Origin of the sequence: Protaetiibacter sp. SSC-01 (assembly GCF_014483895.1) — a bacterium.
Lineage (GTDB): Bacteria > Actinomycetota > Actinomycetes > Actinomycetales > Microbacteriaceae > Homoserinibacter.
Genome location: NZ_CP059987.1, coordinates 2,605,936 through 2,629,623, shown reverse-complemented (window position 1 = coordinate 2,629,623; position 23,688 = coordinate 2,605,936). Strand labels below are relative to the sequence as shown.

The window sequence follows — 23,688 nt, the reverse complement described above, 5'->3', positions numbered from 1 at the left end:
AGAGACACCGATGGCCCTGCCCACCGATCGCCCCACCGTGCGATCCCTCCTCGTCAAGATCGTGCTGCTCGGCATCGTCGACGCGGTCTCGATCTACGCGGCGTTCGTGCTCGTGCTCCAGGACAACTGGGTCGCCGCGATCGCCGTGCTCGCCGTCACGGCCCTCGTCAACTGGATCTACCTCTCGCGGCGGCTCATCCCCGCGAAGTACCTGACGCCCGGCCTCATCTTCCTCGCCGTGTTCCAGGTGTTCGTGCTGCTCTACACGGGCTACGTGGGCTTCACGAACTACGGCACGGGCCACAACGGCACCAAGGAGCAGGCGGTCTCGTCGCTCCTCGCATCCTCGCTGCAGCGCGTCGAGGACTCGCCCACCTACCCCGTCACCGTCGTCGACCGTCTCGGCGAGCTCGGCCTCCTCGTGACCGACCCCGAGACCGGCGAGGCCTACGTCGGCACCAACGACGAGCCGCTCAGCCGCGTCGACGACGCCGAGTTCGAGAACGGCCGCGCCGTCTCGGCTCCCGGATGGACGAGTCTCACCTTCCAGCAGGTCATCGCCCGCACCGCCGAGATCACGGCGCTCGCGGTGCCGTACTCCGACGACCCGAACGACGGCGCCCTGCGCACGCCCGAGGGCAGCAACGCCTACCGCTACCTCTCGACGCTCGAGTTCGACGAGCAGGCCGACACGATGACGAACACCCAGACGGGCGTCGTGTACACCGACCGCGGCACGGGCGCGTTCGTGGCAGACGACGGCGCCGAGCTGCGCCCGGGCTGGCAGATCACCGTCGGCTTCGACAACTTCGCCCGCGCGTTCACCGAGCAGTCGATCCGCGGGCCGCTCATCTACGTGACGATCTGGACCTTCGCGTTCGCGATCCTCTCCGTGCTCCTGTGCTTCGCGCTCGGCCTGCTGCTCGCGATCACGTTCCAGAACGCGCGGATGCGGGGGGTCAAGTACTACAGGCTGCTGCTGATCCTGCCGTACGCGTTCCCGGCGTTCCTTTCGATCCTCGTGTGGAACGGCATGATGAACGAGAGCTTCGGCTTCATCAACCAGGTGCTCTTCCAGGGCGCCTCGATCCCCTGGCTGTCGGACCCGAGCCTCGCCAAGGTGAGCGCGATCCTCGTGAACGTGTGGCTCGGCTTCCCCTACATGTTCCTCATCTGCACGGGCGCTCTGCAGGCCATCCCGGAGGAGCTCACGGAGGCGGCCACGATGGACGGAGCCCGCGGCTGGAGCGTGTTCCGGCAGATCAAGCTGCCGCTGCTGCTCTCGACGACCGCGCCCGTGCTCATCGCGTCGTTCGCGTTCAACTTCAACAACTTCAACCTCGTGTACCTGCTGAACAACGGCGGTCCGCGCGACACGACGACGAGCCTGCCGGTCGGCCACACCGACCTGCTGATCTCGATGGTCTACAAGGTGGCGTTCACCGGCCAGAACCGCGACTACGGTCTGGCCTCCGCCTTCTCGATCATCATCTTCCTCATCGTCGCGATCATCGCGGTCGTGAGCTTCAGCCGGACCAAGGCCCTCGAGGAGATCCAGCGATGACCACCGACCTCTCGCACCTCCGCACCGCCGCGCGCGCGACGGCTCCCCGTCGGCGCAACCCCGGCCGCTGGTTCGCGGACACCGGATGGCGCCACGTCGTCGCGATCGTGGTCTCGGTCTTCGCGGTGTTCCCGCTGCTGTTCGTGGTCTCGAGCGCGCTCAACCCGAACGGCACCCTCACGGGCTCGAACGCGCTCTTCTCGCGCATCGGGATCGAGAGCTTCTGGCGCATCCTGACCAACCCGCAGAACCCGTACCTGCTGTGGTTCGGCAACACGATCCTCATCGCGGCCGTCACGGCGGTCGCGTCGACCCTCATGGGGGCGCTCGCGGCCTACGCGTTCTCGCGGATGCGGTTCACGGGCCGCCGCTTCGGGCTCATCACGATCGTCGTGATCCAGATGTTCCCGCAGCTGCTCGGCGCGGTGGCGATCTTCCTCATGATGAGCGCGATCGGCGACGTGTTCCCGGCCTTCGGCCTCAACACGCACATCGGGCTCATCATGGTGTACCTCGGAGGCGCACTCGGCGTGAACACGTACCTCATGTACGGCTTCTTCAACACGGTGCCGGTGGAGATCGACGAGGCCGCGAAGATCGACGGCGCGGGCCACGCCCGCATCTTCTTCACGATCATCCTGCGGCTCGTGGCGCCCATCCTCGCGGTCGTCGCGCTGCTCTCGGTCATCGCGTCGTTCAGCGAGTACCTCATCGCATCCGTGCTGCTCATCGACCCCGAGAACCAGACGCTCGCGGTGGGTCTCGTGAAGCTCGTCTCGAACCCGCGCTACGCGGACTGGAGCGCGTTCTCGGCGGGCGCGATCATGGCGGCGATCCCCGTGGTGGCGCTCTTCCTCGCCCTGCAGCGCTACATCGTGGGCGGCATCACCGCGGGCGCCGTGAAGTGATGGATACCGCTGGTTGAGTAGCGCCGCAGGCGCGTGTCGAAACCAGCCCCCGGTAACCCCTCCGACACACGAAAGGTCTAGGGTGCCCCGCGTGACCGACCTCGAGCTGGCCTCGTTGCCGCACCACGACGGCTCGCCCCTCTACGTCTCCACCCAGGAGCCCGTGCTGGGCGGCGTCGTGGCGCTGCGGCTGCGCGTGCCGCGGTCGTTCCCCGCGCTGCGTACGGTGCGCGTGCGCTCGAACCCCGACCGCGAGCCGAGCTACACCGACGCCCACGTCGTGCACGAGGCTCCGGATGCCGTGTGGTGGCAGGCGGAGGTCGTGGTCGAGAACCCGGTGCACGGCTACCGCTGGCTGCTCGAGGACTTCGAGTCGGACACGTGGTGGCTCACCTCGCGCGGGGTGTCGACGATCGAGACGCGCGACATCGACGACTTCCGGCTCGTGACGTTCGATCCCGCGCCCGGGTGGGCGCGCGGCTCGGTGCTATACCAGGTGTTCCCCGACCGCTTCGCGCGCTCGGCCGCCGCCGACGGGCGCGAGGCTCCCGAGTGGGCGCTGCCGGCATCCTGGGGCGACCCCGTCATCCATGAGGGGCCGGGCACGGGCACGCAGCTCTACGGCGGCGACCTCGACGGCGTGCGCGAGCACCTCGACCACCTCGTCGACCTCGGCGTCGATGTGCTCTACCTCACGCCCGTGTTCCCGGCGACGTCGAATCACCGCTACGACGCGCAGTCGTTCGACCACGTCGACCCGCTGCTCGGGGGAGACGAGGCGCTCGTGCGGCTCGTGGAGGCGGCGCACGAGCGCGGCATCCGCGTCATCGGAGACCTCACGACGAACCACTCGGGCGATGCGCACGAGTGGTTCCGCGCGGCCTACGGCAACCCGGGAGCGCCCGAGAGCGAGTTCTACCTGTGGCTCGACGAGCAGCAGACCGACTACGTGTCGTGGCTCGGCCATCGCAGCCTGCCGAAGTTCAACTGGAAGTCGACGGAGCTGCGGCAGCGGTTCATCGAGGGGCCGGATTCGGTGGTCGCGCGGTTCCTCAAGCCGCCCTTCTCGTTCGACGGCTGGCGCATCGACGTGGCCAACATGACGGGCCGCTACCGCGACGAGGACCTCAACGAGGAGGTGCGCCGCACCATCCGCCGCACGATGGTCGAGGTGAACCCCGACACCCTGCTGCTCGGCGAGTCGACGAACGACGCCTCGGGCGGCGACTTCCTCGGCGACGCGTGGCACGGCGCGATGACCTACGCGAACTTCACGCGGCCGCTCTGGAACTGGCTCTCGGTGCCGGGCAGCCCCGCGGGCGGCGGCCTCGGCATGACGCTCGGCCGCACGAGCGACTACACGGGCCGCGAGTTCTACGCGGCGCATCGCGAGTTCGCGGCCGCGTTCCCGTGGCGCACGCGGCTGCACACGATGAACACGCTCGACACCCACGACACCCCGCGCTTCGTGACGTCGGCGCGCGAGGGCACGCTCCCGGTCGCGGCGGGCCTCGCGATGACGATGCCGGGCATCGCGGTCGTGTGGGCGGGCGACGAGTTCGGCTTGACGGCCGCCGACGGCGAGGAGGCGCGCACGCCCATCCCGTGGGACCGCGTGGGCGAGCACGCCGACACGATCGGCCTGTACCGGCGGCTCATCGCCCTGCGGCGCGCGCATCCCGCGATCGCGGAGGGCGGCATCCGCTGGATCCACGTGTCGGATGAGGCGGTCGCGTTCGTGCGCGAGGCCGCGGCCGAGCGCGTGCTCGTGCTCGCGACGCGCACCCTCACCTCGGTCGACCTCGGCACCGAGCTGCCCGACGACGCCGAGCTGCTGCTCGCCGAGAACGCGGATGCGCCCGTGCCGTGGGCGGAGGGTCGCGTCTCGACCGCGGGCCCGGCGTTCGCCGCGTGGCGTATTCCGGGCGTCGAGCTGCCGCCGTTCAGCCTCGCCGGCTGACGACCGCGCTGTCGGGCGGCAGCACGAGCTCGCCGCCCTCGACGGGCGCGGCATCCGTCGTCGTGAAGAGCACGTCGGCCGTCTCGCCCGTGCGCCACGGCTCGTCGCCGAGGTTGACCCGGATGGCGATGCGGCCGCGCGCGAGGGTGATGGTGCGCGCGTCGTCGTCCCAGGTGCCCGCGAGCTCGGCGATGCGCGGGCTGTGCAGCTCGGGCTCGCGGCGGCGCAGGGCGATGAGCGCGCGGTAGCGCTCGAGCATGCGGGCGTGGAGGGGCTCGTCGAGCTCGTCCCAGTCGAGCCGTGCGCCCGCGAAGGTCGCCGGGTCTTGCGGGTGGGCGATCTCGTCGCGGTTCCACCCCATCCGCGCGAACTCCTCGAGGCGGCCGTTCTCGACCGCCTCGGCGAGCTCGGGCTCGGGGTGCGAGGAGAAGAACGGCCACGGTGTCGACGCGGCCCACTCCTCGCCCATGAAGAGCATGGGCGTGTAGGGGGAGAGCACGGTGAGCACGGCGGCGATGGCGAGGCGGCGTTCGGAGAGGGATGCCGTGATCCGGTCGCCCGCGGCGCGGTTGCCGATCTGGTCGTGGTTCTGCGAGAAGGTCACGAGCCGCCACGCCTCGGCCTCGCGCGGGATGGGGCGGCCGTGCTCGCGCTCGCGGAACGACGAGTACGTGCCCGCGTGGAAGAAGCCGCGCGTCGCGGCGATGCCGAGGGCGGAGAGCGGCGCGAAGTCGGCGTAGTAGCCCTGCGTCTCGCCCGTGAGCGCGACGTGCACGGCGTGGTGGTAGTCGTCGCTCCACTGGGCGGTGAGGCCGTGCCCGCCGTCGGAGCGCGGCTCGAACATGACGGGGTCGTTGAGGTCGGATTCCGCGATGAGCCACAGCGGGCGGCCGCGGCGGGCGGAGCGCGCATCCGTCTCGGCCGCGAGCTCCGCGAGCAGGTGCGGCGCGCCGCGCTCGTCGAGGGCGTGCACCGCGTCGAGGCGCAGGCCGTCGACGCCGTACTCGTCGAACCACATGGCGGCGTTGTCGAGGATGTAGCGGCGCACCTCGGGCTCGTCGAGGTTCACCGACTCGCCCCACGTGTTGCGCTCGCTGCGCAGGTAGGGGCCGGACTCGGGCAGGTAGTTGCCGCTCGGTCCGAGGTGGTTGTAGACGACGTCCTGCACGACGGCGAGGCCGCGCGCGTGGGCCGCCTCCACGAAGCGGCGGTACGCATCCGGGCCCCCGTAGGGCGCGTGCACCGCGAACCATGCGACGCCGTCGTAGCCCCAGCCGTGCTCGCCGTTGAAGGCGTTGACGGGCAGCAGCTCGACGGCGTCGATGCCGAGCGCGACGAGGTGGTCGAGGCGCTCGATCGCCGAGTCGAGCGTGCCGGCCGGCGTGAAGGTGCCGACGTGCAGTTCGTAGAGCACGGCGTCGGCGAGCTCGCGGCCGGCCCAGCCGGGCGTCGCGACGGGTTCGGTCGGCAGCTCGCGCGCCTCGCTCAGCCCGTGCACGCCGTCGGGCAGCGAGCGCCCGCGGGGGTCGGGGCGCGTGGGCCCGCCGTCGAGCGCGAAGCCGTAGCGCTCGCCGGGGGAGAGCTCGGGGCCCTCCCACCAGCCGCCGTCGACTCGCGCGAGGGGCTCCCGGATGCCGCCCCGCTCGAGCTCGACGCGCTCGGCTCCCGGCGCCCACACCCGCGCGATCACGGCGCCTCCTCCTTGACGAGCAGCGCGACGGGGTAGCGCTCGAGCAGGCCCGCGAGCGGCACCCGCCCGCCCTCGACCGTCGCGCCCGTGAGCACGTCGACGTAGGCGCCCGCGGGTGTCAACAGCTCGGTCGAGTCCCAGCCGCCGACGGCCTCGAGTCCGAGGGGCAGGCGTGTCGCGACCGCGATCGCACCGCCGCGGTCGAAGGCGACGACGTGGTCGGATGCGTGGCCCGCCGTCGGCAGGGGCGTGTAGCGCGTGAAGAGGTCTGGCCGGTCGCGACGCAGGCGCAGCACACGGCTCGTGACGAGCAGCTTCGCGGCGCCCGTCTCGTCGATCGGCGGCAGCTCGCCGCCGTCGATGCGCGCGAGCAGCTTGCGGCGCAGGGCGAAGTCGACAGGCCGGCGGTTGTCGGGGTCGACGAGCGAACGTTCCCAGAGCTCGGAGCCCTGGTACACATCCGGAACGCCCGGCGAGGCGAGCTGCAGCAGCTTCGCCGCGAGACCGTTCGACCATCCCGCCGGGCGCAGGAACGACACCATGCGCTCGAGGTCGTCGCGCGTGTCGGCGTCGTCGAAGAGGCGGTCGATGAAGGCGTGCAGCCGCTGCTCGAAGGCCTCGTCGGGCGCCGTCCAGCGCGTCGAGGTGCCGGCCTCGCGCGCTGCCTTCTCGGCGTAGCCGTGCAGCGCCTCGCGCTCGCGCGGCCACGCCCCGACGACCGACTCCCACAACAGGTTCTCGAGCGGCCCGTCGCCGAGGTCGAACGCGTCGCGGCGTCGCTCGAGGAAGTCGACCCACACCTCGGGCACCTCGGCGATCGCGTCGATGCGCGCGCGGGTGTCCTCGCCGCGCTTCGTGTCGTGCGTCGAGAGCGTCGTCATCGACTCCGGATGCGTCGCGAGCCGCGCCTGCTGGCGTCGATGGTACTCGGCCACGTCGACCGCGAACTCCGAGGGGTCGCCGCCCACCTCGGTGAGGCTCGCGAGCCGGGAGGTGCGGTAGAACGCCGTGTCCTCGACGCCCTTCGCCATGACCATGCCCGAGGTCTGCTGGAAGCGGCGGGCCGCCGGATGCTCGGGGTCGCCGATCACGTGCGAGAGCGTGCGCAGCACGGGCGCGAGGTCCGGGCGGCGGCCCTCGGCATCCGTGAGCGCGTGCTCGAGGTGCTCGATGCCGAAGGGGAGGTAGCTGCGGTAGACGGGGAAGCACGCGAGCAGCTCCGCGATCGCGTCGGCGAGCTCGTCGTCGCCGTGCTGCCCCGCGTCGCCCGCGCCGCGCACCTCGCGCACGAGCCGGTTCACCTCGGAGCGCAGCAGCCCGTCGGCGATCGCGCGCTTCGTGCCGTGGATGACGTCGGCCCACGCGACGCTGCCGCCCCGCAGGCGCGAGTCGAGGGCGCCGAGCTCGGCGCGACCCGCGGGGTCGACGAGCACGCGGTCGATGTCGCCGAGCGCGTCGTAGCCGGTCGTGCCGGCGGTCGCCCAGAACGGCGGCAGCTGCTCGCCCGGCTCGAGGATCTTCTCGACGAGCACGTAGCATCCGCCGGTCGCCTCGGCGAGGTCGTCGAGGTAGCGGCCGGGGTCGAGCAGGCCGTCGGGGTGGTCGACGCGGATGCCGTGCACGAGCCCGGCAGACACCCAGCGGGCGATCTCGCGGTGCGTGTCGGCGAACACGTCGGGCAGCTCGACCCTGACCGCGGCGAGCTCGTTGACGCCGAAGAAGCGGCGGTAGTTGAGCTCGGCGTCGGCGCGCGTCCAGTGCATGAGCTCGTAGTGCTGGCGATCGTGCACGGCCTCGACCGGTGCGCCGTCGTCGGCGGTACCGGGGGCGAGCGGGTAGCGGTGGTCGTAGTAGCGCAGCTCGCCCTCCTCGATGCGGAGGGCTCCGGATGCCGCCGCATCCGCGATGCTCTCGCCGAGCACCGGGATGCGCACGCGTCCGCCGCCCGCCGCCCAGTCGATGTCGAAGGCGTGCGCGTGGGCGGAGTGCTGCCCGTGGGTGAGCACGTCCCACCACCACGCGTTCTCGTGCGGCACGCCGACGCCCATGTGATTGGGCACGATGTCGACGAGCACGCCGAGGCCGCGCGAGCCGGCGGCGCGCGAGAGGCGCTCGAGGCCCTCGGACCCGCCGCGCTCGGGATCGACGCGCGAGTGGTCGACGACGTCGTAGCCGTGCGTCGACCCGGGCGTCGCCGCGAGCAGCGGCGAGAGGTAGAACCAGTCGGCGCCGAGCGTGCGCAGGTAGTCGGCGAGCTCCGCGGCGTCGGCGAGCGGGAAGTCCGCGCTCACCTGCACGCGGTACGTGGATGCGGGGCGCCGGTTCACGAGGTCAGCGCCTCGCTCACGGCTCCGTCGCCCGTCTCGGCCGCCGCCGCGGCGCGCTCGGTGAGTACGACCATCGAGAACGGCGCGAGCGTGAGGGTGTCGCCGACGCGCAGGGCGCTGTCGACGGATGCGCCGCTCGTGTCGACGAGCACCACCCACTCCTCGGGCCCCAGCTCGGGCACGGTCGCCTCGACGTCGCCGTCGTGCGACGAGAAGTAGACGAGGAAGTCGTCGTCGACGATGCGCTCGCCGCGCACGTCGCGGCCGGGGATCGCGGCGCCGCCGAGGTACATGCCGATCGACTTGCCGAAGCCCGCGTCCCAGTCCTCGGGCCGCATCCGCTCGCCGTCGGGGCGCAGCCACGCGATGTCGGGGCGGTCGTCGCGCGCGCCGTCGAGCGGTCGGCCCTCGAGGAAGCGGCGGCGGCGGAACGTGGGGTGGTCGCGCCGCAGGCCCGCGAGAGCAGCCGTGAACTCGATGAGCGACGCATCCGCGTTCCCCCAGTCCACCCAGCTGAGCTCGGAGTCCTGCGCGTAGACGTTGTTGTTGCCCTGCTGCGTGCGACCGAGCTCGTCGCCGTGGGCGATCATCGGCACGCCCTGCGAGAGCAGCAGCGTCGCGAGCAGGTCGCGCTGGCGCCGCGCCCGCAGCGCCTGCACCTCGGGATCGTCGGTGGGGCCCTCGGCGCCGCTGTTCCACGAGCGGTTGTGCGACTCGCCGTCCGCGCCGTTCTCGCCGTTCGCGTCGTTGTGCTTCTCGTCGTAGCTGACGAGGTCGTGCAGGGTGAAACCGTCGTGGGCGGTCACGAAGTTGATGCTCGCGACGGGGCGGCGGCCGGTCTGCTCGTAGAGGTCGGCGGAGCCCGTGATGCGGGATGCGAACTCGCCGAGCGTCGACGGGTGGCCGCGCCAGAAGTCGCGCACCGTGTCGCGGTACTTGCCGTTCCACTCGGTCCACTGCGGGGGGAAGTTGCCCACCTGGTAGCCGCCGGGGCCGACATCCCACGGCTCGGCGATGAGCTTCACCTGCGACACCACCGGGTCCTGCTGCACGAGCTCGAAGAAGGTGGCGAGGCGGTCGACCTCGTAGAACTCGCGCGCGAGCGTCGCGGCGAGGTCGAAGCGGAACCCGTCGACGTGCATCTCGGTCACCCAGTAGCGCAGGGAGTCCATGATGAGCTGCAGCGTGTGCGGGTGGCCGACGTTGAGCGAGTTGCCCGTGCCGGTGTAGTCCATGTAGTACCGCTTGTCGTCTTCGACGAGGCGGTAGTAGGCGGCGTTGTCGATGCCGCGCATCGAGATCGTGGGGCCCAGATGGTTGCCCTCCGCGGTGTGGTTGTAGACGACGTCGAGGATCACCTCGATGCCGGCGGCGTGCAGGTCGCGCACCATCGCCTTGAACTCCTGCACCTGCTGGCCGGGCGCGCCGGGGGAGGCGTACTCGGCGTGCGGTGCGAGGAAGCCGATCGTGTTGTAGCCCCAGTAGTTGCGCAGGCCCTTCTCGACGAGCGTCGAGTCCTGCACGAACTGGTGCACGGGCATGAGCTCGAGCGCCGTCACGCCGAGCTTCTGCAGATGCGCGATGACCGACGGATGCGCGAGCGCCGCGTAGGTGCCGCGCTGCTCCTCCGGCACGTCGGGGTGCAGCTTGGTGAGGCCCTTCACGTGGGCCTCGTAGATGATCGTCTCGTCGTAGGGGGTGCGCGGCGCGCGGTCGCCCGCCCAGTCGAAGAACGGGTCGACGACGACGCCGTGCATCATGTCGGCCGCGGAGTCGGTGTCGTCGAACGAGTCCTCGTCGCCGAAGGTGTACGAGAAGAGCGACTGCCCCCAGCGGATGTCGCCCGTCGTCGCCTTCGCGTACGGGTCGAGCAGCAGCTTGGCGGGGTTGCACCGGCATCCGTTCTCCGGGTCCCAGGGGCCGTGCACGCGGTAGCCGTAACGCTGACCGGGACGGATGCCGGGAAGGTAGGCGTGCCACACGTAGCCGTCGACCTCGGTGAGGGGGATGCGCGTCTCGGCGAGGTCGTCGTCGAACAGGCACAGCTCGACGCCCTCGGCGGCCTCGCTGAAGAGCGCGAAGTTGGTGCCGTTGCCGTCGAACGTGGCGCCGAGGGGGTAGGCGGAGCCGGGCCAGGTGTGCATGGACGTCCTTCGTCAAGGGGTGACGGGCGACGGACGTGCCGCCGCTTCCGACGGTAGACAGAGAGGTGCGCCTCGCGGCAGGGGTTGACTCCCGCCGGGTGGCGTGCGAGGGGTTTGACGGATGGTAGGCTCTTGCGGGTGCCGCGGCATCCGCGGTTCGCCCCGATAGCTCAGTGGTAGAGCACTTCCATGGTAAGGAAGGGGTCGTCAGTTCAATCCTGACTCGGGGCTCTGCTTCATCGGATCGGGGCTCGGCCTCGCGTCGGTGGACGCGTGGCTGAGTAGCTCAGTTGGTGAGAGCGCACGACTCATAATCGTGAGGTCGCGGGTTCGAGTCCCGCCTCAGCTACCGATGACCGAGATCGGTCTCACCTGGCGGTGGCCCGGCGCAGGTACTCCGCGAGTAGACGAGTCTGGGCCTCCCAGCCTCCGGCGTTCCCGTCGCGTGCGTCATCACGGATCTCGCTCGGAAGCCGATCGAATCCGTCCTCCGTGACGGTGATCCGGGTCCGCTCCGGGCCCACCGCCTCGAGCGTGAACTCGACGGTCGTCTGGGTGGTGGATTCCGCCACCGGGTGCCAGCGGAAGGCGAAACGACGCTGAGGCTCGATCGCGAGCACGTCGAGGGTGAGCGCGGCACCGCGGTGCGGTTCCTGGGCGGCGGCGACCTCCGCATCCATCGCCGTCGGCACGATCCGTCCCGCTGTCGTCGCCCCGACCTCGAAGGGGCCGTCGAACTCCGCGCCGAACCACGTGCCGAAGGCGTGGGAGTCGACGATCGCCTCCCACACGCGACTCAGCGGTGCATCGACCTCGGCGCTGCGGATGATGTCGGCCGGCCGTTCGAGCAGCGCCTTCAACGCGTCGATGATGTGGCGCGACCCGTCGGCGGTCTCCGACCCCTCGCGGGTGTCGGCTCGGGCGCCGCGATGGATGAGGGTGATGCGGCATCCGCTCGCCGTGGGGGTGATCTCCCAGTGCAGCGACCCCTGATCGTCGTGGCCGCCGTACCAGGTGGCCACGAAGGTGTGGGCCAGCCGGATGGGCGGATCGTATTCGAGCACCTCCCCGACGACCTGCACCTGGCCGTCGTCGTCGACGAACTCGATGGGGGAGCCGGGTTCCCAGCTCGTGCGAGGCGCGGTGTCGAAGTAGTAGCGGCGTACCGTGTCGGGATCGGTGAGCGCGGCCCAGGCGCGCTCGGGCGTGGTCGTCACATCGACTCGGTAGACGCGGTCGTCGGTCATCTCTGGTTCCTCTCCAGGTCGGACTTGAGTGCGAGCAGGCCGCTCGACGCTCGCGCCCCGAAGTCGTCGATCCACCGCTGCGCGAGCGCGACGATCGGCACCGCGTTCAGGTGGCAGAGCCGGGTGCGTCCCTCTTTGCGCGAGACGATGAGACCGGCGTGCTCGAGCACGCCGACGTGCTTGAGCACGGCGTGCCGACCGAGCGGCGCGAGGGTGGCTGTCAGTTCGCCGACGCTCTGCCCGTCCCGTGCGCGCAGCGCGTCGAGGATGCGTCGTCGCGACGGGTCCGCGATCGCGGCGATCACGGCATCGGTGTCCACGCATCGAAATTAGGTGACTCTATGGTCACCTGTCAACGGTCCGGAGTTCGCGGCCACTTCCGGCCGCCCACAGCGCGTCCGCGCCAACGAGGAGCTGGATGCGGCGGAGGCGCGACTTCGGGATGCGGTGCGGGCCGCTCGGGCGGCCGGAGACTCGTGGACAGTGATCGGCGGTGCCCTCGGCGTCAGCAAGCAGGCGGCGCAGCAGCGGTTCTCGCGTTAGGGCTCGTCCCGGTCGGGGTAGTTGCCCATCCAGAGCCCGCCGAGAGGGAGCCGCCTCAGCCGAGCAGCAGCGCGAACTCCTCGCGCGGCATCGGGCGGCCGAGCAGATAGCCCTGCGCCCGGTCGCATCCGAGCTCGCGCGCCCGGTCGAGCTGGGCCTGCGTCTCGACGCCCTCGGCCACGACGCGCATGCCGCGGCCATGCGCCACCTCCACGACCTCGGCGATCTGCGCCGCCGCCCCAGCCGACGCATCCGCGATGAGCGAGCGATCCACCTTCACCTCGCCGCTCAGCAGCCGCACGAGCTGCACGAGCGAGGCGTGCCCCGAGCCGAAGTCGTCGAGGCTGATCACGACGCCGAGCCGGCGGAGCGGGTCGAGGTGCTGCAAGACGGCCGGCACGTCGTGGAGCTCGCGCGACTCGGTGATCTCGAGGATGAGGTCGCCCCCGTGCCCGGACCGCGCGCGCACGCCGACGGCGAGCCAGTCGGTGAAGGCAGGCGTGGCCAGCTGGTAGGGCGAGACGTTGAGCGCGACGTCGATCGACCACTCGGCGAGCGCCGCGAGGCAGCGCTCCGCCATGAAGCGCCCGATCTCGTCGATGAGGCCCGCGTCCTCGGCGACAGGGATGAAGTCGACGGGAGGCACCTCGCCGAGTTCGGGATGGCTCCACCGGCACAGCGCCTCGGCGCCCGCGATCCGCCCGGACGCGATGTCGAACTGGGGCTGGAAAACGGCCGTGATCTCGCCGCGCGAGACCGCGCCGACGAGGGCGAGGTCGAGTGCGGGCACGGCCCGAATATACGCGCGTGCCGACGTGGGAACTCGCCCTTGCGCTCGGAGGGGATCACGGCGTATTGCGCAAGTTTGACAGCGGCCTCGCGCCCAGCGATCATTCGAACGTGGAGAGTAGGCAGCGCAGCACCAGGCGGTGCTCAACATGCACGGGCTGACCGCCTGCGGTCGGATCACGATCGATCAGAACTCCGTCATCGTCGACGTCAACACCACCACGCTGGAGTGGATGGGCTCGGAGCGCGCCGAGGTCGTCGGCCGCCCGCTCGAGGCGTTCCTCACCCTGCGGATGCCGCTCGCCGGCACCGACGGGATGCGTCCGACCGACGCGACGCTCCACGGTGCGTCGGGCATCGTCCGACCGGTCGTCGTCGGTGAGCTCGACTCCGACGATCCCTCGGGCGTGCAGCAGCTCGCGGTCTACGACGTCTCGACGCGGTCGGCGTTCAACCTCGGCTTCCGCGGCGCCGAGGCGAAGACCGAGCGAGGCCGCCAGCGTCTCCAGATCCTGCTGAACTCCGCCGTCGGCTTCGGCAACGTGCGCACGGAGGCCGAAGCGGCAGAGCTGCTCGCCGATGTCGCGCAGCGCGCCTTCGCCGCGAGCCACGTGAGCGTGCACCTGCGCGGAGCGGGTGGACTCGTCCAGGCCGCAGGCGTCAACCCGCTCGCGGCGCACTGGCCTCCCGGCTTCCGGCCCACGGGTTCGACGACCCTGCTCGGGGGCGAGGTCATCCTCGTCCGCCGCCCCGAGGACGCGGATGCCTACACCCCGGGCGTGCGGATGAGCGACGTCTATCGCGCGGGAGGCATCCACGCGGCGATCGCCTCGCCCATGCGCTCGCACGGCGATTCCGTGGGCGCCATGGTCTGCTACTTCGACCACCCCCGTGAGTTCGACGAGGAAGCCGTGCCGCTCGCGGAGGCGCTCTCGAACCAGGCGGCCCAGGCGATCGCGCGCATCCGGCTCGAGGAGACGATCCGTCGCGCCGCGATGCACGACGAGGTCACAGGGCTTCCGAGCCGGCGCCTCGTCGAGGAGGACGTGACGCGCACGCTGCTCGACTCCTACGAGGCGCTCACGGTGATCTTCATCGACCTCGACGGCTTCAAGGCCGTCAACGACCGCCTCGGTCACGCGGCCGGCGACGCCCTGCTGCGCGAGGTCGGTCAGCGCCTGCGGGGTCTCATCCGCGAGAAGGACGTGCTCGGCCGCTTCGGCGGCGACGAGTTCATCGTCGTGGCGGCGGTCGAGAGCGCGGGCGACGCGGCGGTGCTGGCCGACCGCATCCGGAGCGCGATCGCAGAGCCCTACAGCGACCTGCCCGCCGATCTGCCGATCACGGCGAGCGTCGGGGTGGTCGCCGTGGGCAACGGGGGAGCGCCCGTCATGGATCAGCTCATCCGCGCCGCCGACCACGCGATGTACGCCGCGAAGATGGCGGGGGGCGATCGGGTCTCGGTCGCCGACGCGGTCGTCGCGGCGGACGACGCGGCGCCCCGCGCGTAGGGCGGCCGGCTGCCGCTCCGGCTCATGCGCGCCGTCTCTCCTTCACAGCCCGCGGCCCGCGATTGACGAGCACCGTGTGCGCCCCGCGACGGATGCGCCTGCCGAACGCGACGACGTCGCCGAACGGCCGCGCCGAGATGGGCACGTCGAGCCGCCGATCGCGTCGCACCGAGTCGAGCTGGAATGCGAGGTCGAGGTCGTCGTGCACCTCGGGGTCGTCGCGGTGCACCCGGGTGCGCGCGGCATCCCACGCCCCGGCCGTCATCGCGAAGGCGGAGCCGAAGACGGGCGGATGGCCGAGCACGGGCGTGAAGACCGCGAAGTAGCCGCCCATGTAGAGGGTCTGCGCCGCCCAGCGGCCCGCCCTGCCGAGCGAGGGGAACAGTCCCGAGCCGGTGGCGGCATCCGGCGCCGACGGGTGCGCGAACACCTCCTCGATGTGCGCGAGCCAGTCGGGCGGCGGCTCCGAGTCGGCGTCGAGGCGCGCGATGACGTCGCCCGTCGCGGCGTCGTAGCCCGTCGACGCCGCCGCCGGGATGCCGGGCTGCTCCTCGCGCACGCACCGCGCGCCCGCGCGCCGGGCGACCTCCGCACTGCGGTCGTCGCTGCCGTTGTCGACGACGACCACCTCGTCGGCGGGGCGCGTCTGCCGCGCGAGGGCGCGCAGGCAGTCCTCCAGCTGCGACGCATCGTCCTTGACGGGGATCACGGCGGAGATCTTCACGCGGGCCACGGTAGGCGGGCAGCGCCGCGGCCGACATCCGCTTGCGCGGGCGTGCCGCACGCGGTAGCGCGGTCCGGGGTAGACGCACGGGTCCGCGCCCTCAACAGGGGCATGTCCCCCACGGGGGACAATCGCTACCCTTCACCTCATGGCACGCACGCGAGCGCGTGACGCGGAGGCCCCCCTCGTCGCGGGAGCGGATGCCGTCACCGTCGACGGGGTATGGATCTTCCCGCTCCACCAGGCTGCCGTCACGACCCGCGCCGCGCTCGTCACCGCATCCGTCGCCATCAACCTCGTCGTGTTCGGCGTGATCATCGCGCAGGCGGTGCTGCTCATCCTGCTCCAGCCCGGCAGCCTCGTGTGGTGGACGCCCGTGCCCGTGCTCGTGATGGCCGCCGCGAACGTCGTCGCCTGGCGCGCCCAGCCGCTCACGATCGGCGGGTTCGGTCTCGCGACCGTGGTCGTGCTCGCGGCCTTCGCCGCCCTCACCGTCGCGATGTCGCAGTCGCCGGCGCAGAACTACGCGGGCACGGCGGGTTTCGTGCTGTCGATGGCCACGAGCGCCGCCGTCATCGCAGGCACCACCTTCGACCACTGGACGGGCGGGATCGCGGGCTCCATCTTCGGCCTCGTGGTCACCAAGCTCACGGTCGTCGGCACCGGCCTCCTCGTCGGCCTCGAGTTCCGTGTCGACATGCCGCCGATCCTGCTCGCGCTCGGGCTGGCCGCCAGCTACGCGATGTTCCCCCTCGCGCGCGCCCGTGCCCGCGGCGGCAGCGCGACGCTCGACGCCGCCGATCGACGGATGCGGGTGCGCCGGGTGCGGGAGCTCGAGGGGCGCGAGTCGATCGCGCAGTTGCACGACAACATCCTGGGCGCCCTCGCGGCCCTCGCGTCGCGGGCACCCGGCGAGCTGTCGGGCCCCGAGCGCTCGATGATCGAGCGCGCCCTCGAGTCGACCGCGATGCTCCCCGTGCTGCACGCCGACACCGACGGCGGCACGGATGCGGGGGCGTGGATCGCGGCCGTCGGGGAGGCGGGCGGCCTGCGGGTCGCGGTCGACGGCGACCGGGCCGCGCTCGCGGCGCTTCCGCAGCAGGTCGCCGACGCGCTGCGCGGCGCCGTCGAGCAGTGCCTCGTCAACGTCACCCGGCACGCCGGGGTGGCCGAGGCGTGGGTCACCATCTCGAGCGACGCGCACGGCGTGAGCGTGACGATCGTCGACGAGGGCGTCGGCTTCGACCCGGATGCCGTGCCGCTCGACCGCCTCGGCATCAGCGAGTCGGTGCGCGGCCGCATCGAGCGCCTCGGCGGGCGGGTGCGCCTGTGGAGCAGCCCTGGCGCCGGCACCTCGGTGCACATCACGGTTCCGAGGGGGGTGGAGGAGTGAGCTCGCGCACGAGCGCTCAGCAGCTCGACCCGCTCGCCGCCGTCACCGCGCAGATGTTCGTATGGGGGCTCACCGCCACCGCGTTCGCGCTCGCGGTCTCGCTGAGCGTCATCCACGTCGCGGAGTACAACGACCGGCCGCTGCTCGTGCTCGCCCTGCTCGCGATCGCCGCCGCGTGCCTCGTCGTCATCCTCGCGAGCTCCCCGAGCCGCGCCCCCTTCACGCGAGCGGATGCCGTGCTCCTGCACGTGCTGTGCCTCGCGGCGGTGCTGCTCGAGGCCGCCGCGCAGTGGGAGACCAACGCGACCGTGCGATCCGACTGGGCGCCGCTCGCCTACGCGCTCCTCGTGCTCGTCACCGGGTGCTACCGGCCCGCGCGGGAGATCCTCGTCATGGGCGTCGTCGATGCGTTCATCGTCGGGGCCATCACCGTCGCGGGCCAGGTCGCCTTCGGGGCGAGCCTCGTGCCGCTCGTGTACGCGGGCCTCACGGCGGGGCCGATGCTCGCGGCGACCGTCGGCGCGGCGACCTTCGCGCGCATCATCGTGATCCGGCTCCTCGAGTGGCGCGACGCCTCTCGGGGGGCCCGTGCCGAGCTCGCGGAGACACTGCGCGCCGAGGTGCGCGAGCAGCTGCGCGAGGAGCGCATCGCCCTCGTCGAAGCCGAGGTCGGCCCCTTCCTGCGCGGCCTGCTCGAGGCGGGGAGCGCGGATGCCGAGGACGCCGAGCGCGCCCGTGCGCTCAGCGAGGCCCTCCGTCGAGAGCTCGTCGCAGAGGTCGACGGCCGGTGGCTGAGCGACCTCGTTTGGCGGCTCCACGACCCCGAGGGCCTCGCCGGTCACATGGACGAGACGCAGCACGCCACGATCGAGGCGGCGTGCGCGGCGCTCGCCGACCGCCGCCTGAGCGCGCGTCTCAGCAGGAGCGGCGACCGCATCCGCTTCACCCTCGCGTGGGACCGCACCGGCAAGCGCCGGCTCGGGCCCGAGCTGCAGGCGCTCATCCGCGCCGCGTTCCCGGGCGCGCTCGTGCGCCCGAACTCCCGCATGCTCGACCTCGAGTTCGAGCCGCTCGGGGTCGTGCGGGGCGCCTGATCAGGTGAACGACATGTACATGAGGTCGTTGAACATCGACTGCATCACGACCATCGCCCAGACGATCGCCGCCACGAACACCAGGCCGTAGCTCGCGATGTGCGCCCAGAGCGGCCAACCCGCGGTGCGCACGACCTTGCGCAGCACGACGTGGCGGCCGATGAGGTAGACGATCGTGTACGGGATGAAGGCGAACGCCCAGTGGAAGGGTCGCACGACGCCGACGCTCTCGAGGTGCTTGTAGTCGCGGAACGCGGCGAAGACCGTGAAGCCCCACGCCGCCAGGCCGAGCACCTGCGTGACGGCCAGGAAGACGAAGTAGTTCGCCATCACCGAGGGGATGCCGCTCGTCGAGCCCGACACCTCGGCCTCGATGATCGCGCGCATGTAACCCGACATGTCGAAGAAGAAGAACGGGAGCGACGCGACGACCATGATGAGCGACACGACCCACACCCACGCGTTGTCGACGCTCGTGCCCGCCGGGAGGGTGGGGCGCACGATCGCTGCTCCCGTCGGCGCGGCGGGGGCGGGGGCGGGGGCGGTGTGGTCGGTCCAGCCGCGGCCGTCCCACCAGCGCTGGCCACCCGATCCGTCGGGGTACCAGCCGGGTGCGGCCTGGGCGGTGGCCTGGGCGGTTGTCGGGTGGTGGTCGGTCATCGGGGCCTCCTCGCAGCCGATCCTAGGGGGCGGGCGCCCCGCGTCAGGCGAGCGACCCGAGGCCGACGAGGCCGTTCGTGAGCGTCACGACCGCCCACACGCCGAACACGGAGTACCAGAGCACGTAGAGCGCGATCGAGGTCGCGAGCGGGGCGACCGAGGGTCGCGTCACCTTGCGCAGGATCACGTGGCGGCCGATGACGTAGACGATGCCCGCGATCGCCGCGAAACCCCAGGGGAACGGATGCAGCACGCCGACGGTGCGCAGCGCACGCGAGTCGCGCCACGCGAAGAGCAGGGCCAGCCCGATCGTCGCGACGGAGCTCGCCGCGAGCACGCCCGCGTGCAGAGCGACGTGGCCGAGGGCGCCCTGCACGTCGTCGACCCAGAGGGCGTCGAGCACCTCGCCGATGTCGAAGAGGTAGATGGTCGACGCGAGCACCCACGGCACGACCACGATGAGCCACACCCACACGCCGTCGACGCGCGTGCCGGGCGGAAGCAGCGGCCGCTCCCGGGTCGTGTTCATCTCCCGCGCCGCCGGGGGAGGGATGACGAGGCCGCTCACATCCGAGAGAGTAGCGGCGCGCCCGCCCTAGCATCGTGAGGTGGGTATGACACACGCCGAGCCCCTCGACAGCCTGCGGCGACGCACGAGCGAGAAGTGGACCGAGCATCCGTCCGACGTGCTGCCGATGTTCGTCGCCGAGATGGACTACCCGCTCGCGCGGGCCATCGCGGAGGCGCTGCACGCCGCCGTCGAGCGCAGCGACACAGGCTACGTGAACCCGCGCGACACGGGCGCCGCGGAGGCGTTCGCCGGGTTCGCGCGCGACGCGTGGGGCTGGTCGCCCGACCCCGCGCTCTTCGGGATCACGACGGATGTGAGCGTCGTCATCGTCGAGACGCTGCGGCGGCTCTCGGCACCGGGAGACGGCGTCATCATCACGCCGCCTGTCTACCCGCCCTTCTTCGACCTCATCCCCGAGGCCGGCGCGCGCGTCGTCGAGGTGCCGCTGCTCGACGACGGCTCCACCTATGCGCTCGACCTCGCGGGCATCGACCGCGCGCTCGCGGCGGGGGCGCGCGGCGTGCTGCTGTGCAACCCGCACAACCCGCTCGGCCTCGTGCACACGCGGGGCGAGCTCGAGGAGCTCGCGCGGATCGTCGAGCGCCACGGCGCCTTCGTCGTGAGCGACGAGATCCACGCCCCGCTCGTGCACCCGGGCGTCGAGTTCACCCCGTACCTCACGGTGTCGGATGCGGCGCGCGAGCACGCGATCGCCGCCGAGTCCGGCAGCAAGGCGTTCAACCTCGCGGGCCTCAAGGCGGCCTTCATCGTTCCCGCGTCGGAGCGGATGGCGGATGTCGTGCGCGGCCTGCCCGACGAGGTCACGTTCCGCACGGGCCTCTTCGGTCTCATGGCGACGCGCGCGGGCTTCGCGGACTCGCGCGAGTGGCTCGCCGACACGCTCGCCGCGATCACGGCGAACGTCGACCTGCTCGAGCGGCTGCTCGCATCCGAACTCCCCCTCGCGCGGCTGCGCCGACCCTCGGCGAGCTACCTCGCCTGGATCGACCTCTCGGCGTACGGCTGGGGCGACGACCCCGCCCAGCACATCCTCGAGCACGCGCGCGTGGCCCTCTCGAACGGGCCGACGTTCGGCCGCGAGGGCGTCGGCCACGTGCGCCTGAACCTCGCGTGCAGCCCCGAGCTGCTCACCGAGGCGATCACCCGCATCGCCGCCCTCACGCGCCCCTGAGGGTCGCCCGCGCCCCGTCCGTGCGCCCCACCCCTGCCGTGATCTCGTGGCGCGGCTGGAGCTACGACATCGCGGCGGGAGGCGTTTCTCCCGCCGTCGGGGCGCGGCTCCAGCCGCGCCGATGTCGGTGGTTGCTGGTGGAATGAGGGTGCTCGAAAAGACGTTGGGCGACACGCCGAGACACAACATCTAGGGGAATGACATTCGTGGAATTCCCGTTATATAGTGGTGACTCACCAGGGCGAAAACCTTGGAGCACTAGTTGAGACTTTTGAGGGAGGTTGCCATGAACGACGTCGACACCGTCGGTGGCTACGCAGTTCCGGTCGACCCGATGGACGACCTCTACTGCGAGTCCTGCCAGTAAGGCAGACCACCGCACAGACCCCCCGGAACCCCGGCCGACCGCGAAGGTCGCCGGGGTTCCGCACGTTGACGCCGCAGGAACCCCAGGGGTCGAGGAGCGCCGCGAAGCGCCGCGTCTCGAGACCACCGCCACCCGCCGCAGTAGGCTCGACGGGTGAGCGTCAACCCCGAGCTGCAGGGGCGGAGCTACCCGCCGACAGCCCCCTACCTGGTCGGTCGCGAGAAGGTGCGCGAGTTCGCGCGGGCCGTGTTCGCGACCAACCCCCTCCACCACGACGTCGAGGCCGCACAGGCCGCGGGCTACGCGGATGTCGTGGCGCCTCCGACGTTCCCCGTCGTCGTGCAGGAGCACGCTCTCGCTCAGCTGCTCGCCGACCCCGAGGGTGGCATCGACTTCAGCCGCGTCGTGCACGGCGACCAGCGCTTCAGCTACAGCCGGCCGATCGTCGCGGGCGACGAGCTCACCGCGACGCTCACCGTCACGAGCGTCAAGAGCCTCGGCGGCCACTCGATGGTCACCGCCGACGCGCTCATCTCCGACGCATCCGGCGAGCACGTCGTGACCGCCACATCCACCCTCGTCGTGCGAGGTGACGAATGAGCACGCCCGCCCTCTCCAGCCTGACCGTCGGCGACGTCGTCGCCGAGGCCGAGTTCGCGCTCAGCCGCGACTCCCTCGTGCGCTACGCGGGCGCATCCGGCGACTTCAACCCCATCCACTACCGCGACGACGTCGCCGCATCCGTCGGTCTGCCGGGCGTGCTCGCGCACGGCATGCTCACGATGGGGCTCGCCGTACAGCCCGTCGTCGACTGGGTGGGCGACCCCGGCCGCGTCGTCGACTACCAGGTGCGCTTCACGCGCCCCGTCGTCGTCGACCCCGCGGAGGGCGCCCTCGTGACGGTCGTCGCGAAGGTCGGCCGCCTCGACGAGGCCGCTGCGCGCATCGACCTCACGGTGACGTTCAACGGCGAGACCGTGCTCGGCAAGGCCCAGGCGGTCGTGCGTCTGGACGCGTGACGGGCGTGGACGCGCCGCGTCTCGCCGAGCTCACGACCCTGCGCGTGGGCGGGCCCGCGCGCGAGCTCGTGGCCCCGACGACGCGTGAGGAGCTCGTGCGCACGGCGCTCGAGGTGTGGGAGACGGGCGACGACTGGCTGCTGCTCGGCGGCGGCTCGAACGTCGTCATCGACGACGACGGCTTCGACGGCACCGTCATCCGCGTCGCGACGCGCGGCATCGACATCGCGCTCGACGCCGACGGCAGGCACGCGCGCGTGCGCGCGGCCGCGGGCGAGAGCTGGGATGCGCTCGTCGCCGCGACCGTCGACGCGGGCCTCGCGGGCATCGAGGCCCTCAGCGGCATCCCCGGCACCGTCGGTGCCGCGCCCGTGCAGAACATCGGCGCCTACGGCCAGGAACTCGGCGACCGGCTCGTCGGGGTCGACTTCCTCGACTACGCGACGGGCGAGCTCGTGCGGCTCGACGCATCCGAGCTGGGTCTCGGCTACCGCACGAGCGCCCTCAAGCGCGGCCGCGCGGGCATCGTGCTCGCCGTCGAGCTCGACCTCGACGCGGGCGGATGGTCGGGTCCCGTCGCGTACGCGCAGCTGGCATCCGCTCTCGGCGTCTCGCTCGGCGACCGCGTGACCCTCGCCGAGGCCCGCCGCGCGGTGCTCGCACTGCGCGCCTCGAAGGGCATGGTGCTCGACCCCGCCGACCCCGACTCGGTGAGCGCGGGCTCGTTCTTCACCAACCCGATCGTCACCGAGACCTTCGCCCGCTCGCTACCGCCCGAGGCGCCTCGCTGGCCCGTGTCGCCCGAGGAGGCGGATCGCGTGCTCGCGCCCGGCGACGACGTGCCGTCGCTCGCATCCGGCCCCTACGAGGTGAAGCTCTCGGCAGCGTGGCTCATCGAACGGTCGGGCATCGCGCGCGGCTTCTCGCTGCCCGGATCGGGCGCCGCGATCTCGTCGAAGCACACGCTCGCGATCGTCAACCGCGGGGGCGCGACGGCGGCCGACGTCGTGCAGCTCGCCTCGTTCGTGCAGATGCGCGTGCTCGCGCAGTTCGGCGTGCGGCTCCACCCGGAGCCCGTGTTCGTGGGGGTGACGCTGTGAGCGACATCGTGGTGCTCGGCAGCGCCAACATGGATCTCGTGGTGCGGCAGCCGCGGCTGCCCGAGCCCGGCGAGACGATGTTCGGCAGCTCGTTCGCGACCGTGCCGGGCGGCAAGGGGCTCAATCAGGCGATCGCGGCGGCGCGCGTCGGCGGTTCCGTGGCGTTCCTCGGCGCGGTCGGCGGGGATGCGTTCGGGCGCGAGCTGCGCGAGACCCTCGCGGCTGCGGGCGTCGACACCGACGGCATCGCCCTCGTCGAGCGCCCCACCGGAACGGCCCACATCTCGGTGCTCGACGGCGGCGAGAACGCGATCGTCGTCGTGCCCGACGCGAACGGCGTGGAGCTGCCGCTCGACGACGTGCAGTGCGACGCGATCCGCTCGGCGCGCTACCTCGTCGTGCAGTTCGAGCGCCCGCTGCCGCTCGTCGCGGAGGCCGTCGCGTTCGCCCGCTCGGTCGGGGTCACGACGGTCGTGACGCCCGCACCCGTGCTGCCGCTGCCGGAGGACTTCCTGGATGCGGTCGACATCCTCGTGCCGAACGCGGGCGAGGCGCGCGAGCTCGCCGGCATCGACGACGAGACGGATGCGGCGCGGGCGCTGTCGAAGCGGGCCGGCATGGTCGTGATGACGCGGGGGGCGCGCGGTGCGCTCGTTGCTCGGGGTGGCGAGATCGTCGAGTCGGTCGAACCGTATGCGGTGACGCCGGTCGACACGACCGGGGCCGGGGACACGTTCACGGGCGTGCTCGTGGCGCGGCTCGCGGCGGGGGAGGCGGAGGCATCCGCTCTGCGTGCGGCGGCCGTCGCCGCCGCGATCGCGACGACGCGTGCGGGGGCCTCCACGTCGATGCCCACGTGGGACGAGGTCGCGCCGCTCGTGTGAG

20 protein-coding genes and 2 tRNA genes are annotated in these 23,688 nt (G+C 71.9%); 13 read left to right on the top strand and 9 right to left on the bottom strand.

Going from position 1 to position 23,688, the window contains the following annotated elements; all coding sequences use genetic code 11:
• Positions 1-10 precede the first annotated feature (10 nt).
• The 3 genes from malF to H4J02_RS12370 all read left to right on the top strand — a co-directional run bounded on the left by malF (position 11) and on the right by H4J02_RS12370 (position 4,432).
• Positions 11-1,564, top strand: coding sequence for a maltose ABC transporter permease MalF (gene malF / locus H4J02_RS12380; protein ID WP_187674860.1), 1,554 nt, complete (start codon positions 11-13; stop codon positions 1,562-1,564).
• A complete protein-coding gene (locus H4J02_RS12375; protein WP_187674859.1) occupies positions 1,561-2,472 on the top strand; it encodes a sugar ABC transporter permease in 912 nt (303 codons plus the stop codon). Before malF ends, H4J02_RS12375 begins: the two co-directional genes overlap by 4 nt.
• Positions 2,473-2,563: 91 nt before the next feature.
• Positions 2,564-4,432 (top strand): glycoside hydrolase family 13 protein, encoded by a 1,869-nt coding sequence (locus tag H4J02_RS12370; protein WP_187674858.1) that lies wholly within the window; start codon positions 2,564-2,566, stop codon positions 4,430-4,432.
• Here H4J02_RS12370 and treZ read toward each other — a convergent pair.
• The 3 genes from treZ to glgX are packed head-to-tail and all read right to left on the bottom strand — an operon-like array spanning position 4,416 to position 10,593.
• Positions 4,416-6,122 carry a malto-oligosyltrehalose trehalohydrolase gene (gene treZ / locus H4J02_RS12365; protein WP_187674857.1) on the bottom strand — a complete coding sequence of 569 codons (1,707 nt, stop codon included), beginning with the start codon at positions 6,120-6,122 and terminating at the stop codon, positions 4,416-4,418. The two genes, H4J02_RS12370 and treZ, sit on opposite strands and share 17 nt — an antisense overlap.
• On the bottom strand, positions 6,119-8,449 hold the full coding sequence (gene treY, locus H4J02_RS12360; protein ID WP_187674856.1) for a malto-oligosyltrehalose synthase: 2,331 nt from the start codon (positions 8,447-8,449) through the stop codon (positions 6,119-6,121). Before treY ends, treZ begins: the two co-directional genes overlap by 4 nt.
• Positions 8,446-10,593: a glycogen debranching protein GlgX gene (glgX, locus tag H4J02_RS12355; protein WP_187674855.1), complete on the bottom strand. Its 2,148-nt coding sequence runs from the start codon at positions 10,591-10,593 to the stop codon at positions 8,446-8,448. Before glgX ends, treY begins: the two co-directional genes overlap by 4 nt.
• Before the next feature lie 159 nt (positions 10,594-10,752).
• Between glgX and H4J02_RS12350 the strand changes: the two genes are divergently transcribed.
• Positions 10,753-10,824: transfer RNA gene (locus tag H4J02_RS12350), tRNA-Thr, on the top strand.
• 44 nt (positions 10,825-10,868) lie between these two features.
• Positions 10,869-10,942, top strand: a tRNA-Met gene (locus H4J02_RS12345).
• Positions 10,943-10,961: 19 nt separating this feature from the next.
• Here H4J02_RS12345 and H4J02_RS12340 read toward each other — a convergent pair.
• From H4J02_RS12340 to H4J02_RS12330, 3 genes are all read right to left on the bottom strand, one after another.
• Complete coding sequence (locus tag H4J02_RS12340; protein ID WP_187674854.1) at positions 10,962-11,840, bottom strand: SRPBCC domain-containing protein; 879 nt, start codon at positions 11,838-11,840, stop codon at positions 10,962-10,964.
• The gene (locus H4J02_RS12335; RefSeq protein ID WP_187674853.1) at positions 11,837-12,160 is read right to left on the bottom strand and encodes a helix-turn-helix transcriptional regulator; all 324 of its coding nucleotides are present in this window, start codon (positions 12,158-12,160) and stop codon (positions 11,837-11,839) included. Before H4J02_RS12335 ends, H4J02_RS12340 begins: the two co-directional genes overlap by 4 nt.
• 278 nt (positions 12,161-12,438) lie before the next feature.
• Positions 12,439-13,173, bottom strand: a complete 735-nt coding sequence (locus tag H4J02_RS12330; protein ID WP_187674852.1) for an EAL domain-containing protein — start codon at positions 13,171-13,173, stop codon at positions 12,439-12,441.
• A 148-nt stretch (positions 13,174-13,321) separates the two neighbouring features.
• On the opposite strand from H4J02_RS12330, the gene H4J02_RS12325 reads away from it, so the two are divergent.
• Positions 13,322-14,683 carry a sensor domain-containing diguanylate cyclase gene (locus H4J02_RS12325; protein ID WP_187674851.1) on the top strand — a complete coding sequence of 454 codons (1,362 nt, stop codon included), beginning with the start codon at positions 13,322-13,324 and terminating at the stop codon, positions 14,681-14,683.
• 22 nt (positions 14,684-14,705) lie between these two features.
• Here the strand turns inward: H4J02_RS12325 and H4J02_RS12320 are convergent, their stop codons facing one another.
• On the bottom strand, positions 14,706-15,407 hold the full coding sequence (locus H4J02_RS12320; RefSeq protein ID WP_187674850.1) for a glycosyltransferase family A protein: 702 nt from the start codon (positions 15,405-15,407) through the stop codon (positions 14,706-14,708).
• Positions 15,408-15,555: 148 nt separating this feature from the next.
• On the opposite strand from H4J02_RS12320, the gene H4J02_RS12315 reads away from it, so the two are divergent.
• Positions 15,556-16,800: a sensor histidine kinase gene (locus tag H4J02_RS12315; RefSeq protein WP_187674849.1), complete on the top strand. Its 1,245-nt coding sequence runs from the start codon at positions 15,556-15,558 to the stop codon at positions 16,798-16,800.
• Positions 16,797-17,894 (top strand): hypothetical protein, encoded by a 1,098-nt coding sequence (locus H4J02_RS12310; RefSeq protein ID WP_187674848.1) that lies wholly within the window; start codon positions 16,797-16,799, stop codon positions 17,892-17,894. Before H4J02_RS12315 ends, H4J02_RS12310 begins: the two co-directional genes overlap by 4 nt.
• On the opposite strand, the gene H4J02_RS12305 is transcribed toward H4J02_RS12310, so the two are convergent.
• Both H4J02_RS12305 and H4J02_RS12300 read right to left on the bottom strand, forming a co-directional pair.
• Entirely contained in the window at positions 17,895-18,554 is a 660-nt protein-coding gene (locus H4J02_RS12305; protein WP_187674847.1) for a DUF2510 domain-containing protein, read from the bottom strand.
• A 43-nt stretch (positions 18,555-18,597) separates the two neighbouring features.
• Positions 18,598-19,122 carry a hypothetical protein gene (locus H4J02_RS12300; RefSeq protein ID WP_187674846.1) on the bottom strand — a complete coding sequence of 175 codons (525 nt, stop codon included), beginning with the start codon at positions 19,120-19,122 and terminating at the stop codon, positions 18,598-18,600.
• 46 nt (positions 19,123-19,168) lie between these two features.
• Here H4J02_RS12300 and H4J02_RS12295 point away from each other — a divergent pair, with 46 nt between their 5' ends.
• The 5 genes from H4J02_RS12295 (at position 19,169) to H4J02_RS12275 (ending at position 23,687) form a co-directional block, all read left to right on the top strand.
• Positions 19,169-20,317 (top strand): MalY/PatB family protein, encoded by a 1,149-nt coding sequence (locus H4J02_RS12295; RefSeq protein ID WP_187676578.1) that lies wholly within the window; start codon positions 19,169-19,171, stop codon positions 20,315-20,317.
• 520 nt (positions 20,318-20,837) lie between these two features.
• Positions 20,838-21,284, top strand: coding sequence for a MaoC family dehydratase N-terminal domain-containing protein (locus tag H4J02_RS12290; protein ID WP_187674845.1), 447 nt, complete (start codon positions 20,838-20,840; stop codon positions 21,282-21,284).
• Positions 21,281-21,703, top strand: coding sequence for a MaoC family dehydratase (locus H4J02_RS12285; RefSeq protein WP_187674844.1), 423 nt, complete (start codon positions 21,281-21,283; stop codon positions 21,701-21,703). The genes H4J02_RS12290 and H4J02_RS12285 overlap by 4 nt, the downstream gene beginning before the upstream one ends.
• Positions 21,700-22,803: a UDP-N-acetylmuramate dehydrogenase gene (locus H4J02_RS12280; protein ID WP_397420137.1), complete on the top strand. Its 1,104-nt coding sequence runs from the start codon at positions 21,700-21,702 to the stop codon at positions 22,801-22,803. Before H4J02_RS12285 ends, H4J02_RS12280 begins: the two co-directional genes overlap by 4 nt.
• Entirely contained in the window at positions 22,800-23,687 is an 888-nt protein-coding gene (locus tag H4J02_RS12275) for a ribokinase (RefSeq protein ID WP_187674843.1), read from the top strand. The genes H4J02_RS12280 and H4J02_RS12275 overlap by 4 nt, the downstream gene beginning before the upstream one ends.
• Position 23,688 lies beyond the last annotated feature (1 nt).

Excerpts from the sequence above, each read along its gene's own strand:
- malF (WP_187674860.1), top strand. The coding sequence starts at position 11 with ATGGCCCTGCCCACCGATCGCCCCACCGTGCGATCCCTCCTCGTCAAG.
- H4J02_RS12375 (WP_187674859.1), top strand. The coding sequence starts at position 1,561 with ATGACCACCGACCTCTCGCACCTCCGCACCGCCGCGCGCGCGACGGCT.
- glgX (WP_187674855.1), bottom strand. The coding sequence starts at position 10,593 with ATGCACACCTGGCCCGGCTCCGCCTACCCCCTCGGCGCCACGTTCGAC.
- H4J02_RS12340 (WP_187674854.1), bottom strand. The coding sequence starts at position 11,840 with ATGACCGACGACCGCGTCTACCGAGTCGATGTGACGACCACGCCCGAG.
- H4J02_RS12325 (WP_187674851.1), top strand. The coding sequence starts at position 13,322 with ATGCACGGGCTGACCGCCTGCGGTCGGATCACGATCGATCAGAACTCC.
- H4J02_RS12315 (WP_187674849.1), top strand. The coding sequence starts at position 15,556 with ATGGCACGCACGCGAGCGCGTGACGCGGAGGCCCCCCTCGTCGCGGGA.
- H4J02_RS12305 (WP_187674847.1), bottom strand. The coding sequence starts at position 18,554 with ATGACCGACCACCACCCGACAACCGCCCAGGCCACCGCCCAGGCCGCA.
- H4J02_RS12295 (WP_187676578.1), top strand. The coding sequence starts at position 19,169 with ATGACACACGCCGAGCCCCTCGACAGCCTGCGGCGACGCACGAGCGAG.
- H4J02_RS12285 (WP_187674844.1), top strand. The coding sequence starts at position 21,281 with ATGAGCACGCCCGCCCTCTCCAGCCTGACCGTCGGCGACGTCGTCGCC.